The sequence below is a fragment of the Paenibacillus sp. FSL R5-0519 genome (assembly GCF_037974275.1).
Lineage (GTDB): Bacteria > Bacillota > Bacilli > Paenibacillales > Paenibacillaceae > Paenibacillus.
In genome coordinates, this window is the sequence record NZ_CP150234.1 from 3659300 (window position 1) to 3674447 (window position 15148).

The window sequence follows — 15148 nt, forward strand, 5'->3', positions numbered from 1 at the left end:
AATATCGCTACGATACTGCTCCGCTCCGTAAATCTAGTCATTCGTTTCTGAAAATATTGCTGTTAGACATAAAACTACAAATGCTTGTCTACACATAGAAAAAAAACCATCAACGAGTGATGGTTTTCATCTAATCCTTCTTTTCAGAAATCTGTTGTTACTCATGGTACTTAGTATACTTACACTTATTTCGGTTGAATATATCCTTCAGCTTTAAGCAATTCTGCGATCAGAACCGCACCACCTGCCGCTCCGCGGAGCGTGTTGTGGGACAATCCAACGAATTTGTAATCATAGAGTGAATCTTCGCGCAGTCGGCCTGTCGATACACCCATTCCGCGTTCGATGTCACGATCCAGTTTTGTCTGTGGTCTGTTCTCTTCTTCAAAATACGTAATGAATTGTTTTGGTGCACTTGGCAGAGCCAGTTCCTGCGGACGACCTTTGAACTGCAACCAACGCTCCAGAATTTCGTCTTTGCTTGGTTTTTTCTCGAAGTTTACAAACACGGTAGCCAGATGCCCATCCGTTACCGGTACACGAATACATTGTGTGGTAATCAATGGAGCAGAAGCTTTAACGATCTGATTGTTCTCAATGCTACCCCAGATCCGGAGAGGTTCCTGTTCACTCTTCTCTTCCTCGCCACCAATGTATGGAATGACATTATCTAGCATATCCGGCCAGTCCGTAAAGTTTTTACCTGCTCCCGAGATGGCTTGATATGTGGAAGCAACGACCTGAGTCGGGTTGAACTCACGCAAGGCGTGCAATGCTGGCACATAACTCTGAATGGAGCAGTTTGGTTTTACGGCAATGAATCCGGTTTTCGTACCCAGACGTTTGCGTTGAGCTTCAATCACGTCCAGATGTCCCGGGTTAATCTCAGGAATTACCATAGGTACATCTGCTGTCCAGCGGTGAGCGGAGTTGTTGGATACGACAGGTGTTCCTGTCTTGGCATAAGCCTCTTCGAGCGCCTGAATCTCATTCTTTTTCATATCAACCGCGCAGAAAATAAAATCAACCTGGCTGGCAAAAGCTTCGACCTGCGAAGCATCTTGAACCACGATTTTCTTCACCGCTTCCGGAATAGGAACTGCGAGTTTCCATCTGCCCTGTACGGATTCTTCATATGTTTTACCTGCCGAATTGGCGCTTGCAGAAATAGCTGTTACTTCAAACCATGGATGTTGATCGAGCAGGTCTACAAAACGCTGACCTACCATTCCCGTTCCACCGACGATACCAACTTTCAATTTTGCTGACATTCAATCATCATTTCCTTTCGGTGTGAGTTTCCTCTTATTAAACACTATTCAGGCAATTCCAAAGCGTGTAGTCACAGCCCCGAAAAAACCAAAAAATCCCATCCCCAAGACAATAGTCTCAGGGACGAGATTGAACTCTCGTGGTACCACCCAGATTCGCTGATATGTCACCATATCCGCCTCTTCAAGTAAAGGTTACACAACCATGTTGCTGCTGTATACCTTCCTACTCTAGCTCTGTAACAGGAGCGCCTGTCACACCATCCCTTAATGCTAAGTTCCGATGTGCTGCTCTGAGTCTTTATTCAATAAAAGTTCTTTACTCCTTTTCAGCTGCCGGAGCTCTCTTTGAAAGAATGGTTTTTATCTACTCGTCTCTTCGTCGCATTTGATATTGCGATTATAATATCAAAATTACCGTGATGAAGTAAACATATTTTTTTGGCTATTAAAATTTATTCGTGATTCCCTTACTGTTTGTTGGCAATAATGGCATATGTACCCAGTGTACTCCCAGGGCCCAACGCATGATGTGTTCTGAGTAATTTCAGTTCGGAAAGAAGAAGTGTTTTTACTTTGTCCGGGATCGGAAGCCGTTTTAGTTCCTCAGGCGCTGCTGCCAGTGTCATTTCAGTTTCCCAGCGACCGTCCTGCAGCGCGGAAGAATGGATCGAAATCTCTTCCTTCATCATCCAGCCTGACGCAGAGACAAGCTCCTGAATATCCTCCGGTGTAAAAAGCGTACGCACATTGGAGAAGCTGTTCTCCTTGTAACATTCAACTTGAGATTGAATGAGAACGGATAACCAATGCGAGAGCTGGCTCACATCTGTTACTCGTGCATCCCATTCGGCAAAACATAACTGATGTCCCCACTTCCTAACCTTGCTAAGAATCCGGGCGAGTTCATCAAACGATTTCAAGTACCAGGAACAATGGGATAGTACAATCACATCGAACTCATTCTCGGCAAATTGAACCTGATCACTTAGAATGTCGAACTCAAAATCCATTCGAATTCGGTCACCCAGCGGAGATCTCAGCAGCTTGGCTGCCGCTTCACCTACGGTCAACGGTGAACCATAATCCTCTGGTGCAATATCTACACCATGAACGTACCCATGCTCCCCCACCAGGTGTGCAAGCACGGCTGTTGTATCTCCCTGACCACACCCGATTTCCAGCACGCGGTTACCTTTCTGTATTCCCCAAAAGTGTCCTAGTTTCATCCGATGCTCAGTCTGAATGTATTGAATGGCGGCGTTGTCCTCGACGTCCATATACTTGATAAGGTCCCTGATGATAGTCTCATTCATGATTCCTCACTCCTCCAAGGGCAACTTAAACTTCTTGCTCATTGTAGCGTTACTGGAAACATTGTACAATGCTGGATTCGATGAAAGGACCATGTGCGAAGGAAAGGCTCTCTTGTTGCAGCAGATGTGGGCCTCCGCTTCATATCAATGCCTATACCCACTGGGTTGCAAGCTTTTGAAGATAGGGTGTCAGCATGGGCTGTAATTCCTTGCGCATCAATCCGATCTCCAAGATCGCCTGAATATATCCGAATTGATCGCCAATATCGTAGCGACGTCCTTTCAGTTCAAGAGCTAACAACTCCTCCACCTGACTTATTTCTTTCAAGGCATCCGTTAACTGATATTCCCCTCCGGCCCCTCTCTCGATCTGATCCAGAATGGGAAAGACGGAAGGTTTCAGAATGTATCTTCCCATTACAGCTGTTCGGGATGGTGCTTCTGCAAGGGAAGGTTTTTCGACCAGATTGGTGACTCGGTGAACCCGGTCCTCTGCACCATCCGAATCAATAATGCCATATTTGCTCACATTTGCCGCGTCTACCTGACGAACACCGATGATCTGGCTGCCTGTCTTTTCATAGAGATGAACCATCTGGGCAAGTGCAGGCGGATCAGACACCATAATGTCATCGCCGAGCAGTACTGCGAAGGCATCATCTCCTACAAACTGCCGTGCACATCCAATGGCATGCCCCAGACCCAGCGGTTCTTTTTGACGAATAAAATGAATATTGGCCATCTCGCTGATCGCTTGCACCTCTTCCAGTAAAGACTGTTTGCCCTTGGCATATAAAGAATGCTCAAGTTCAACCGATTTATCAAAATGATCCTCTATGGATTTTTTGTTGCGTCCAGTCACAATGAGGATATTCTCAATGCCTGACTGCACTGCTTCTTCAACAATGTATTGGATAGCCGGTTTATCCACGATTGGCAACATCTCTTTAGGCTGTGCTTTCGTTGCTGGCAGGAAACGGGTTCCGAGACCCGCTGCCGGAATAACGGCTTTTTTAATTCGCATTTCATCATACACTCCTTTCATTTGCTTCATATAACCCATATTGCACGCTGCAGGCAGCTAAGTTGCTATACGAAACACCCAATATCTGCTGGCCATATAGTTCAACACCATCCCCATCAAGGTCGCCAAGATCTTGCTCATCACGAGACTCCAACCCAACACATCGTGCAACGTCATCAGAATGAGGGCGGATAATGCAAGAACGATGAGATTGGTGATTAGAAAACGAATAAGCTTCGCTCTATCGTTACCCCCTCGCGTCGCATCTCGAAAAGTCCACCTGCCGTTCAGCCAATAGCTGTTCGCAACACCGCAGCTGTACGAGACTCCTTGAGCAATCAGAATCGGCATGCCGACCAGTGCGAGTATAGCAAACACCGCCGCATCCACTGCGGTATTCGCAACACCCACAATACCAAACTTGAAGATTGTTGCCAGACGCTTAGTCATGATGAGCAACTCGGGCTGTCAATCGGGATTGCGCTTGCTGACTCTCGGCCTGAACCACGTCCCTAACAATGTATAGTGGACGTGCCTTGGTCTCATCATAGATTCGGCCAACGTACTCGCCCAGAATGCCCAGCATAATCAGGATGAATCCGTTAAACATCAGCATGATACTCACAATGGATGGCCACCCTTTAATCGTAGAATCCGTAAAGATGGCTGAACCAATAACCGTTAACATGTAGATGAATCCGCCTACCGACAGGATCGCACCTACATATCCTGCCAGCTTGAGCGGTTTATGAGAAAATGACGTAATGCCATCCAGGCTCAGCTTCAGCATGCGCTTCAGCGGATATTTCGTTTCACCTGCCAGACGTTCATCCCGTTCATATTCAATAGCCGTCTGACGAAATCCGACCCAACTGACCAACCCGCGCACAAATCGGTTTTTCTCCGGAAGACGTTTCATTTCATCACATACTTTGCGGTCAATGAGGCGAAAATCTCCGGTGTCTACCGGGATATCCGTATCCGTTGAGGCACGAAGTAGACGATAGAACAGACTTGCCGACCATTTCTTGAAGCGAGTTTCCCCGCTTCGTCTGGTGCGACGGGCATATACGACTTCATAACCCTCTTTCCATTTGGCGATCATATCCAGTATCAGTTCGGGAGGGTCCTGCAGATCCGCATCAATAATAACCACGGCATCCCCCGCTGCATAATCCATACCTGCTGTTATCGCAATCTGATGTCCGAAGTTACGAGCAAAATCAATCAGCTTCACACTCTCGTCCCAACGGGCGTAATCACGAATCATCTGTGCACTTCCATCCACGCTGCCATCATTGACAAACAGCAGTTCATAGCTCTCTCCTGTGCTGCCCATGACCTTCTTCAGACGCCGATAAGTCTCTTCGATCACCGCTTCCTCGTTATACATGGGAATAATAATGCTGTATCGGTACGCGTGAGCCATGTTCGTCCCCTCCCTTTTCCATTGGACTTCGTTCGAGATTTTCACTCTATATAAATTGAACTAGAGAATATTTACACTGCACACTTCGATGACAGAACAACCTTCCAATCGCTGTTATCCCCAGATTTTTTTTGATTCCCTTTTCTTAAGGGGAAATCCGGGGATAGCGTATGCTTCCGATGTAGCTTTCTTGCAGAAAGCTTGTAGGCGAACGCTTCGCTTTTTCAGGTTTTTTCTGTCCTCTTCGTTATCGTGTAAATGATAAGTTCAATTTATATAGCTACAATTTCACTTCGTACAAGGTCGTCTGTCCGCCGAATCCAAAGCCAGCTCTGTTTCCGGTGTCTCCGTTATCCATAGATCCGCTGTCGTTGCCTGTCTTCCATTCTGACGTTGGAATCTCGGTTCCATGTTCTTTGATCCAATCGGTAATTTCCGAGTTTCCTCCACGGCCTCCCATGCCACCAACCATGAAATATTTCACTTGCCCGCTCTTCACGAGTTCCTCAAGTTCCTCTGTGGTATACACGGGGTCTGATCCGGAGAAACCGCCAAGTGTAATCACTTCTGCTTTCTCATCGATGATATAAGGCGCTGCCTGATTATAGTCCGTAGTGGCGAAGAGATACGTTTCGCCCGTACTGTGCTCTTTCAGATAATTCAATGTGGCTGTATCCACTTCTTCGTTACGGTTACCCACTCCACCACGGCCACCCGTTGCAGGCATTTCTGTATCTCCTGCACCGTTTCCCATCGGCATGCCCATTCCGGCTCGACCAAACATGCCATTGGAACCCGTAGGTCCTGCTGCCGGAATCATGCTGTTGCCACCATAAGTAATTGGGGTGAATGCCCAATAGATTGGACCAATCAGCATCACCATGAATCCCGCGATAATGAAGCCCTGTTTCCATCGATGTGTGCGATGAAGCATAACGACCAGAATGGCCGTAACCAGAATGCCTGCGATTAATTCACTAATCGACCATCCTGCACCAATCGTATCGTTATACACGTGCATGATATACCAGCCGAACAGCGTCGTAAGCAGTACGGACACCGGAAGCAACCATGCCTGCCATCCGGTGCGATCACGATACAACTTCCACATCGCTACAAATCCTGCACCAGTCAGCGCCGCTATTGGAGGTGCGAGCATAATCAGATAATATTGATGGAAGAAACCTGCCACACTGAAAAAGGCAGCAACCGGAATCAACCAGGCGAGCCAGAACAAAGCCTCCTTGTGCTTGTTCGTAATATTTCTCCGTCTTAATCCTGCAAATATGGCAATGCATCCAAGCAATACAACTGGCAGAAGCCAGCTGGCTTGACCTGACAGTTCCGTCTGGAACAGACGCAGAGGACCTTTCTCCCCTGTTCCAAACATTCCGCCCATACCTCCGCCGAAATTTCTTCCGTTTGGCATTTCCATATCATTCGGCATCTGCCCGTTCGGGAAATTGCCATTCGGCCCATTCATGCCGCCCATGGCGTTTGTTCCATTCGAACCATTCATATTATCGTTATCCGGTGCATTGACATCTTGCCCAGCGCCAGGAACACCAGTGCCTGTCTGATTAGGCATTGTAGACAAGTCTCCTCGATTGCCACGATTATTCCCCTGTCCGATACCATTTGGCATACCTGCGTTACCTGCCGTATTCTGCTGACCCGTTAGGCGAGCCAGGCCATTGTATCCAAATGCGAGTTCCATGACCGAGTTCGTTTCACTGCTGCCGATATAAGGCCGCTCGTCTTCGGGTATGGAATCCACTGTGACCGCCCAGGATAAGGAAACGACCGCCAGAACCGCTGTACTGCCGATCATCAGGATGATCTTCCTTCTCCATTTCGCCTGAAATGCAAGTAGATAGAACAAGTAAAAAGCCGGGAGAACCATGTAGGCTTGAAGCATTTTCATATTAAAGGCTACGCCTATTAATCCAAAGGCAACGAGAATTCGCCAAGCACTGCCTTGTTTGCTGCCTTTGAACAAAAACCATGAACCCAGCAGTAGTGTAAACACCAGCATGCTGTCAATGTTGTTGGTACGACTGACTGCTGCCACGACAGGCACAGTTGCCATTGCAAGCGCCGAGATCCGTGCTGCTGCAAGACCGTATGTAGGTTTCACCATGAAATAGATCAGGAGCACCGAACCGATTCCCGCTAATACCTGCGGCAAAATAACGCTCCATCCGTGCAATCCGAAGACATAGGCAAAGGCCGTCTGAATCCAGAAGACGACCGGTGGTTTGTCTACAGTGACGGAGCCTGCCGAGTCTAGTGAAGCATAGAAAAAGTTGTGGAAGTTGCTGAGCATACTACCAACGGCAGTCGTATAGTAGGAATTGGCATATTGATCGTTCCAGATACCGTACCCATTCAAAAACGCCGCCAGTAATACAATTGGCAGAAGGACAAAATCCATCCTTCTTTTGGTGTTATTCAATGTTAATCACTCCTTCAAAGTTCTTCATGTCTACTATTCTGACATGCCAAAATAAAACTGGGATGAGTGTCCGCTGAATGTTGTCTGAGGATAATTCATAATCCTTTCAGCTAAATTTCAGTTTCGCAAGCGATAATACAACATATAGTCCCTCTCACTTGAGGGAGAACTAAGATGGAAGCAAGCAAGGAGGAACCCCGCATTATGAAGCTTAGCAGCGGAATTAAAATACTATTGGCTGATGATGAACCACATATTTTGCAATTTCTGGAGCTTGGATTAAGCAATGAAGGTTTCGATGTGCGTACGGCACCGGATGGAGCGGCTGCGCTTGAGTTGGCACTTGAATTCAGGCCACATATGGCTATTCTGGATGTCATGATGCCAGAGATGGATGGATTCGAAGTGGTTGAGCGTCTTCGTAAGACCGGAGCTCAGGTTGGTGTTATTATGCTGACAGCGAAGGACGAAGTCGAGAATCGGGTTAAGGGCCTTTGGCTGGGGGCTGATGATTATATGATCAAACCCTTTGCCTTCGACGAACTGCTCGCTCGAATTCAGGCCAGACTGCGCAATCAATTTCCTTTATTAATAGGAGCCGTCACCCACGGTCCGTTCCGAATTGATGATCAGCGCAAGGAAATCACCTATCAGAATCAGGTCCTGGAGCTATCTCCAACCGAATACGAACTGTTAAAATTTATTGTGCTTAATCATGGGATCGTACTTAGCAAAGCGACCATTCTGAGCCGGGTATGGGGGTATGATTTTGGCGGAGAAGAAAATATTGTGGAGGTATATGTTCGCTCCTTGCGCGACAAACTCGGGGACAAAGAGCATAAACTCATACGCACGCTTCGGGGTGTCGGGTACAGGGTGGACCTCTGATGAACTCACTGCCTAAGAAAAATAAACTTCGTTTAAGACGCTTTCACCAATGGCTCTGGCCCCGTTCACTGCGTTCTCAATTGCTCTCACGTTCTCTGTTCGTGCTTGCTGGGTTGCTATTGTTAATCGGTATCCTGCAATTCTGGATCATGGAAAGCTTTCTGTATCGAAATCAGGCAAAAACCATGCAAGAACAGCTCATGTCCATGCCCCCGGTTTGGCTTGGAATCCAGTCACGTAGTGGCTCTTCCAACAATCCTTTTGGAGGACAGGCAGGTAACGGATCTGACAATCGGGTGCTATTTATTCCGGACCGGTCACTGGCGTTGTTTGATAATCAAGGTACATTTGAGGATGTTTTTGGGGAAGACGGTCTGAAAGCTCCTCATCTATCAAGCGTTGAATATCAAGACATTACAGCGGAGTTGAAAGAACAAAAACATATTCCCTACCGGATCGTAACGGATAGTCAAGGGAATGAGCAATTGATTGTATTCGCCTCACCAGGTCCACGCAATCGGGGCTTACCCATGGTTCAGATGGGCACAGCCACAAAGCCACTGAAAGACTTGATTATTAAACAGCTTCTGATCTTTCTGATGTTATCACTGTTGGCGATGGTAGCCGGTCTTATTCTATACACTAAGGTATTACGCCGGACATTGATTCCCCTGTCCAACATGGTTAATAAAGTTCAGCAGATCGATGCAGGCAGCCTTGCAGAACGCCTTCCCGTCGTTCAGGGACAAGAGGAAGTGGATCAGCTCGCCGTTTCATTTAATGGGATGCTTGAAAGGTTGGAGAACTCGTTTGAAGCGGAGCGGGAATCGAAAGAGCAGATGCAGCGTTTCTTGTCCGATGCTTCCCATGAGCTTCGTACCCCGCTTACCTCCATTCACGGCTTCATTGAAGTTCTACAGCGGGGAGCAGCGACCAATCAGGATCAATTGTATAAAGCACTGGACAGCATGCACGGCGAATCGGTACGTATTAACAAGCTCGTTGAAGATTTACTGCTCCTGACCAAGTTGGACCAGGCTCCGAAGCAGGAGCGTGAGGTCATTCAGTTGGACAGTCTGCTTCTCGAAATGCAACCCCAACTTGCGATGATGGCTCAGCTGAGGTCCATTCATCTGGACTTGACGGCTGCGGTCCATATACTGGCCGACCCTTACAAGCTGAAGCAGGTTGTGCTGAATCTGTTCCATAATGCGGTGCAGCATACCGATCCAGAGCATGGGGCCATCTCCATCACGTTATATGCCACGCACCATAAGGCTGAGTTGTCAGTAAAGGATAACGGCACAGGCATTGAACCTGCACATCTGCCCCATATCTTTGAGCGATTTTACCGCACAAGCAGTTCTCGTTCGCGCAAACAAGGTGGTGCAGGTCTCGGTCTAGCCATTACCCGCTCAATTGTGGAGTCGTATGGCGGGAAAATTACAGTACGAAGTCAGGTAGGTGCGGGAACTGAATTTATGATTTTGCTGCCGCTGTATAAGACTGATGTCTGAAATTGAGGTAAACTCCGGCTTTTCATTGCCATGAACAATCCCCCATCATTTCAATTAAGAAACGAATGGGGGATTCTTTTTTGTATCTGTTTGATAGAGTGAAGAGTAGTAGTCCAATTGGTTTGAGGCTTCCGGGCTTACAAGCTTATGAATCTGAAGCCTCTTGTTCAAGGATTTACGGCCTATAAATGCTTCTCATAAAATACCATTGTCATTTTGTCGTTAATTGCTTTTGTTGCACCCGTTTTATTATAGCCTATCTTTTCATACAAATAACAGCTTCCCTTCTCTTGCAAGATGGTACCCAGTTTCCATGATTTTGCATCATCATATATCTGCTCAACTATTGTAAAGACTTTTTGAGCAATTCCTTTTCCTTGATGTTCTGGCAGTATAAAAATTGGGCTAACACTGTAGATTTGATTTTCTTTTTTCACGACTCTTATTCCACCAACAGCAATTTCAAGATGACGAATTATGAAATAATCTGTAAAAGATTGATTGATTTGAGTAATAACTCTTTCTACGGTTTCATTAGCAGGGCTTGTTTCAAAATCCTGATATTTCTCCAACAAAGGCATAAATGATTTAACTTTCATCTCATGAATAGTCACTGCATCTGTTAAACATGCTTTATCTAATGAAACCCCCATTAAATATATACCTCCGATTGATACACTTATTAGAAATATGATTTTTCAGTACATGCTCTCTTAACCTGGTACAAGAAAGATGTTCGTCTACGTTTATGTTTATGTTTATGTTTGTTTCATGAATGAAGCTTAAGACTTTTTAGCCCCTCTTACCCATCATCTTATGGATTACCAAAGGTATACACCATTCTCATCAAGGAACTCCCCATTATGGCGTTTACCATCTGTCGCATAACGCACGATAATCGCAGCGCCGGCTTCTTTTGATTTACCGCCTTCGGCATTGCCGTTAAGATCTGTTGATGTGAATCCGGGCGTGACTGCAAAAACTTGAGCTCTGCTGTTTTTGACTTCATAGGCCATGGAAAGAGTCATGGCACTATTGGCCGTTTTGGATGAGTTATAGTCGAAGGCATTTAAAGTGAATTCCGCATTTTGCATATGGTCCAGAGATGCCATGTCGGTCGAAACATTAATGATTGTGCCTTCATTATCTTTGATTAACGGGAACAGTCGCTGATTCAAACGGAACGTGCCGAAAAAGTTCACTTCGAAGGCGTTCCGCAGGTCTTTCTCTTTCGTATCCGTGAAGGAATGAGAGAATGCACCAGGCATACCTGCATTATTGATCAGAAGGTTTATTGAGGGATACTTCTTATAGATCGTATCAGCTGCAAGTTCGATACTCTTCATGTCGATCATGTCGATCTGCACAAATTCTACATCCAATCCCCTGGAAGTTAACTCCGAAGCAGCTGCTTCCCCTCGTTCGACACTCCTTGCGCCAAGGATAACTTTCCAACCAGCTTCACCCAACTGCTTGACAATTTCATATCCAATTCCTTTATTTGCTCCGGTTACAAAAACAGTCTTTTTCATGTGAATCCTTCTTTCCGTCATTAGATTTTTATTTAACAATGTATAAGTTACTATGCTACACTTAGTGCAGGTCAAATTTTTTTTATAAAAAGGTGGATTCACATGTTAACGATTGGAGAAGTTGCCAAAAAAGTTGATATCTCGATTGGAGCGATCCGCTTTTATGAAAGAAAGGGACTGCTGAAACCTGCTGCACGAAATGAGCAGAATAACCGCCTTTATTTGGAGGATGATCTGAACTGGCTGGTTTTTATCAAATGCCTTCGTGAAACGGGGATGAGTGTGGAAGACATCAAGAAGTATTATGATCAGGTCAATGAAGGAACCTCCACGTTGAAAGAAAGAACCAGGCTAATTGAGGATCAAAAGCAAAAGTTGCTGAATGATATCGAGGAAAAAAAAGCGCAGCTTGTTCATTTGGATCACAAACTGGAACGCTATTATCGCGGAGAAAATTTTTAAAATAAGTCTTGTCCTATAAATTAAATGAAAGAAAAAGATCAGGCAGCCAGCAATAACTGTCTAGCCTGACCCAAAATGTTAATGTTATAACAATTCTACATGGGACTATGTTCTATCACAAATGACCTTGATACTTACACAGTTGATAATGGTGATAAGGTTCATTCTCAATCTCGATCAAATTTAACCGTTCAAAATTACATTTCTGTATCACCTTATTGGATGCTTGATTGGTAATCAAAGCGATGGCATTTAATATTTCAACGTTTGTATGTTCAAACAAATACTGTGTCATCCCTTTTACTGCCTGCGTTGTATAGCCACGATTCCTGAAGTGTTTCGAAATACCGTACATAATCTCCCGATTGGGTGCTGGCAGTTCGTCCTTGGTCCCTGAGCAGCACCACCCTACGAACTCGTCATTTTCTTTAAGTACGATAGCCATACGTAAATATAACTCTCCGATATTGCCTCCCGCCATCACTGCTTGTTTAAAACGCTGATTCTCAGGAATTTCATATTCGGTGAGCCACAGGGTTCTCTCTTCCATTGTAGCGTTCCATCCCGGTAACATTTCATACACCTCAGGTTGCCACGTAATTTCTTGCAGTTTCTCTAAGTCCTCAAGTCGATACTCGCGCAAATAAATATCCTTGCAATCAATGATCAATTCATCACTTGAAATGGTTTGTTTCATAAGGTTACCTCCACATACTGATTTACGTTACTTCATTATAGAAATAGAGTCGTGAACCATTGCCTTAAAGGCAATGCCTTGATATGTATAGCGTCAGGATCTTGGGTTTTTTCCAGTTGGGGAAAACACTCTGGATATTGAGCCAAATATTCGCTAACACACCATCGAACCGACCAGTTAATATCTGTTGACCAATTTATCCATTTATGTATTTCCTCCTTTAGAGCATTTTGCAATAATCCATGCATATACCAACCACGCACTCCCCCTTCTGTTTCATTCATTAAATACATCCAATACAACTTTCGCTCTTCTTCGTTCATCGGTTGGCCGAGGGTCGATACTGCAATTTTACGAACAATAGCGGATGAATCCCTAGTGAAGCTCCACAACTCTTCACGTGATAATCCTCCCCTCTCCACTAAAACTGTTAAAGAGAGCGCTCTTTCGATATCATCCATTGAATGAATTGTGTTATAGGGATTTTGATTTTTTATACTTACCATGGGTAAAGTTTTTGTTATGTACCTTGGCTTATCTGCCCTGTTCATATAACGAATTGTATTCTCAACGTTAATTCGAGGAGCCAGGTTATCATCACCCTCCAGTGATTCTCCATGCTCGACTAATAAGTGTCTTAGCATCTCAGAACTTAAACTCGGAAATCGGGAGAATAGATGAGCCGCGACACCAGCAACAAGGGCAGCCGCTCCAGATGTGCCCCCATAAAAAGATACACGCCGAGTAGATTCTTCAATTTCACAAAAGGGGATCGTAAGGTCTAGTCTGGGCGCTAATATATCTGGTCTAAAGTGACCATCTCCATTTCTGCCATAAGGTTCATCAGGGAAAGGAGCGTGTAATGAACGATCAGCCTTTCCACGATCTACAAACCCCCCTACTGCTAAATACTGTATTGGAGGCATGATGTTATTTAAACGTGTATTCCCATTCGAACAAATAACCAAAATGCCCTGTTGCACAGCTGTCGCCAATGCTTTAACCGTTGAGTTTTCACTCGTATTTTTAAGATAAACTTCATTATCTAATGCCTGCCAACCAGTGCTTAAAATAATTTTTATATTCCATTCGAGCCCATGTTCAAGAATCCATTGCATTCCTTTTTTCAGACGTTCTCCTTCTCCAGTTGTAAATGCCCCATGATCTAAAACGATAAATGTTGCTGCTGGTGCAATCCCGACATGAATCTGTCCCTCAAATTGAATCGGTTCATGGGCCAAAGCTAGTACACTCATAAGGCCATGCTCACCTTTCGAATTCCCTTCCTCCCTGTTGATAGAAGTTACGTCTCGCATAGTGACCGTCATATCTTCATGTACGGTAACACATTTAATTCGTGTTTTTAAGTGATCTACGAGATAATGTGGTTTAATTGAATCGATAATTACAATTCCCACGCCCAGACCAGAAGTATGAAAATCAGGCTGTTCACCAAAACCTAACCTTTTCCATGTCGGATCGGGTATCGCTTTAGCCACATGATCACCTCAGATTTTGATATCATTAGAATACACTCTCACTTTTAGCGTAATGTACATTACCATTTATCCAATGATCATTGGCAGACTTTAAGCACCTAGTGATCTTATATATGCTGGAATCAAACAATCAAACAAGCCCCTCTTTTTCCATAAACTCGTCTTTGGTTAAACCAAAGAGAATTAGATCCTGGTATTTTCCATCCGTATAGATCACCTGGCGGCGCACACCTTCCTGAACACATCCTAGTTTTCTCATCATGGCTGCGGAAGGTTCATTTCCTTGGAGAACATAATCATTAAATTTATTGAGCCTGCGCTCGAAGAAGGCATAGTTCAGCAAAATGCGAACAGCTCTGGTTCCGGGCAGGTGTATCAAAGCGGTTGTAATAATGATCTTCCCAATCTTCCTCACGCATAGCTCGCAATCTGACCTTATCATCCAGCCAGAAATATTGACTATAATCGATCTCTCTCATTCCGAATCCTCCGCATATTCAACCAAATTTTTACTTCGAGCTACAAATATAATAACCCATAATGTGGAATTGAAGGAGATTTGTTTTTATTGAGCACAAACGAAAATAGCCCCCGAACAAGATAAAACCTGTCGGAGGCTGCACTCTATTTTATATCCATATCACATTATGATTCTTCCGTGTATTGAGGTTTGGACATATTATCCGGAACCGTTTCGTCAAAAACATCCTGACCCGGATAATCCCGTACTTCTCCCTCGTGAAGCTCATGATTCTCATAATCAAAACGATGTGCAGACCTCTGATCCGCCCGCCACGGAGAACTTTTCCCAAGAGACTCGGATAACAGAGATGAACCGTAAGGACCCTCCGGGAATTCTTCGAGTGTGATATCGTTTCGCTGCGACTCCACCGTAGACACATCGGTATATTCTTGTCGTTCTTCACGCAAAAACTTATCTTTCATCGTTTATCCCTCCTGATCCACTTCCAGATGATTCACGCACACTTATTGTGAGCAAGGTCGACCGTACTTATTCATGATCTTTGGAAAAACACTGCGTTTATAATTCTAATTCT

The 15148-nt window shown here is 44.9% G+C and carries 16 protein-coding genes and 1 other annotated feature; of the genes, 3 read left to right on the forward strand and 13 right to left on the reverse strand.

The window, feature by feature from the left end; translation table 11 throughout:
- Positions 1–185: 185 nt before the first annotated feature.
- The 6 genes from asd to MKY73_RS16425 form a co-directional block, all read right to left on the reverse strand.
- A complete protein-coding gene (gene asd / locus MKY73_RS16400) occupies positions 186–1271 on the reverse strand; it encodes an aspartate-semialdehyde dehydrogenase (RefSeq protein ID WP_074094892.1) in 1086 nt (361 codons plus the stop codon).
- Positions 1272–1388: 117 nt separating this feature from the next.
- Positions 1389–1663, reverse strand: a binding site (T-box leader).
- A 78-nt stretch (positions 1664–1741) separates the two neighbouring features.
- The gene (locus MKY73_RS16405; RefSeq protein WP_339302646.1) at positions 1742–2587 is read right to left on the reverse strand and encodes a class I SAM-dependent methyltransferase; all 846 of its coding nucleotides are present in this window, start codon (positions 2585–2587) and stop codon (positions 1742–1744) included.
- Positions 2588–2738: 151 nt separating this feature from the next.
- The gene (galU, locus tag MKY73_RS16410) at positions 2739–3611 is read right to left on the reverse strand and encodes a UTP--glucose-1-phosphate uridylyltransferase GalU (RefSeq protein ID WP_339302647.1); all 873 of its coding nucleotides are present in this window, start codon (positions 3609–3611) and stop codon (positions 2739–2741) included.
- A gap of 57 nt (positions 3612–3668) precedes the next feature.
- Positions 3669–4061, reverse strand: a complete 393-nt coding sequence (locus MKY73_RS16415; protein ID WP_339302648.1) for a GtrA family protein — start codon at positions 4059–4061, stop codon at positions 3669–3671.
- On the reverse strand, positions 4054–5040 hold the full coding sequence (locus tag MKY73_RS16420) for a glycosyltransferase family 2 protein (protein WP_339302649.1): 987 nt from the start codon (positions 5038–5040) through the stop codon (positions 4054–4056). Before MKY73_RS16420 ends, MKY73_RS16415 begins: the two co-directional genes overlap by 8 nt.
- A 280-nt stretch (positions 5041–5320) precedes the next feature.
- On the reverse strand, positions 5321–7474 hold the full coding sequence (locus MKY73_RS16425; protein ID WP_339308631.1) for a glycosyltransferase family 39 protein: 2154 nt from the start codon (positions 7472–7474) through the stop codon (positions 5321–5323).
- 225 nt (positions 7475–7699) lie between these two features.
- Between MKY73_RS16425 and MKY73_RS16430 the strand changes: the two genes are divergently transcribed.
- Both MKY73_RS16430 and MKY73_RS16435 read left to right on the forward strand, forming a co-directional pair.
- Entirely contained in the window at positions 7700–8383 is a 684-nt protein-coding gene (locus MKY73_RS16430) for a response regulator transcription factor (protein WP_339308632.1), read from the forward strand.
- Positions 8383–9900, forward strand: coding sequence for an ATP-binding protein (locus MKY73_RS16435; protein ID WP_339302650.1), 1518 nt, complete (start codon positions 8383–8385; stop codon positions 9898–9900). Before MKY73_RS16430 ends, MKY73_RS16435 begins: the two co-directional genes overlap by 1 nt.
- Positions 9901–10082: 182 nt before the next feature.
- On the opposite strand, the gene MKY73_RS16440 is transcribed toward MKY73_RS16435, so the two are convergent.
- Both MKY73_RS16440 and MKY73_RS16445 read right to left on the reverse strand, forming a co-directional pair.
- On the reverse strand, positions 10083–10553 hold the full coding sequence (locus MKY73_RS16440; RefSeq protein ID WP_339302651.1) for a GNAT family N-acetyltransferase: 471 nt from the start codon (positions 10551–10553) through the stop codon (positions 10083–10085).
- Between the two features lie 168 nt (positions 10554–10721).
- Entirely contained in the window at positions 10722–11432 is a 711-nt protein-coding gene (locus tag MKY73_RS16445; RefSeq protein WP_339302652.1) for an SDR family NAD(P)-dependent oxidoreductase, read from the reverse strand.
- A 102-nt stretch (positions 11433–11534) separates the two neighbouring features.
- On the opposite strand from MKY73_RS16445, the gene MKY73_RS16450 reads away from it, so the two are divergent.
- Positions 11535–11894: a MerR family transcriptional regulator gene (locus MKY73_RS16450; RefSeq protein ID WP_339242273.1), complete on the forward strand. Its 360-nt coding sequence runs from the start codon at positions 11535–11537 to the stop codon at positions 11892–11894.
- 115 nt (positions 11895–12009) lie between these two features.
- Here MKY73_RS16450 and MKY73_RS16455 read toward each other — a convergent pair whose 3' ends face one another.
- The 5 genes from MKY73_RS16455 to MKY73_RS16475 all read right to left on the reverse strand — a co-directional run bounded on the left by MKY73_RS16455 (position 12010) and on the right by MKY73_RS16475 (position 15035).
- Positions 12010–12591: a GNAT family N-acetyltransferase gene (locus MKY73_RS16455; protein ID WP_339302653.1), complete on the reverse strand. Its 582-nt coding sequence runs from the start codon at positions 12589–12591 to the stop codon at positions 12010–12012.
- A 35-nt stretch (positions 12592–12626) separates the two neighbouring features.
- Positions 12627–14090: a S8 family serine peptidase gene (locus MKY73_RS16460; RefSeq protein WP_339302654.1), complete on the reverse strand. Its 1464-nt coding sequence runs from the start codon at positions 14088–14090 to the stop codon at positions 12627–12629.
- Between the two features lie 130 nt (positions 14091–14220).
- Positions 14221–14433, reverse strand: a complete 213-nt coding sequence (locus MKY73_RS16465; RefSeq protein WP_339302655.1) for a GNAT family protein — start codon at positions 14431–14433, stop codon at positions 14221–14223.
- Positions 14396–14569, reverse strand: a complete 174-nt coding sequence (locus MKY73_RS16470) for a hypothetical protein (protein ID WP_339302656.1) — start codon at positions 14567–14569, stop codon at positions 14396–14398. The genes MKY73_RS16465 and MKY73_RS16470 overlap by 38 nt, the downstream gene beginning before the upstream one ends.
- Positions 14570–14735: 166 nt before the next feature.
- A complete protein-coding gene (locus tag MKY73_RS16475) occupies positions 14736–15035 on the reverse strand; it encodes a hypothetical protein (RefSeq protein ID WP_339302657.1) in 300 nt (99 codons plus the stop codon).
- Positions 15036–15148 lie beyond the last annotated feature (113 nt).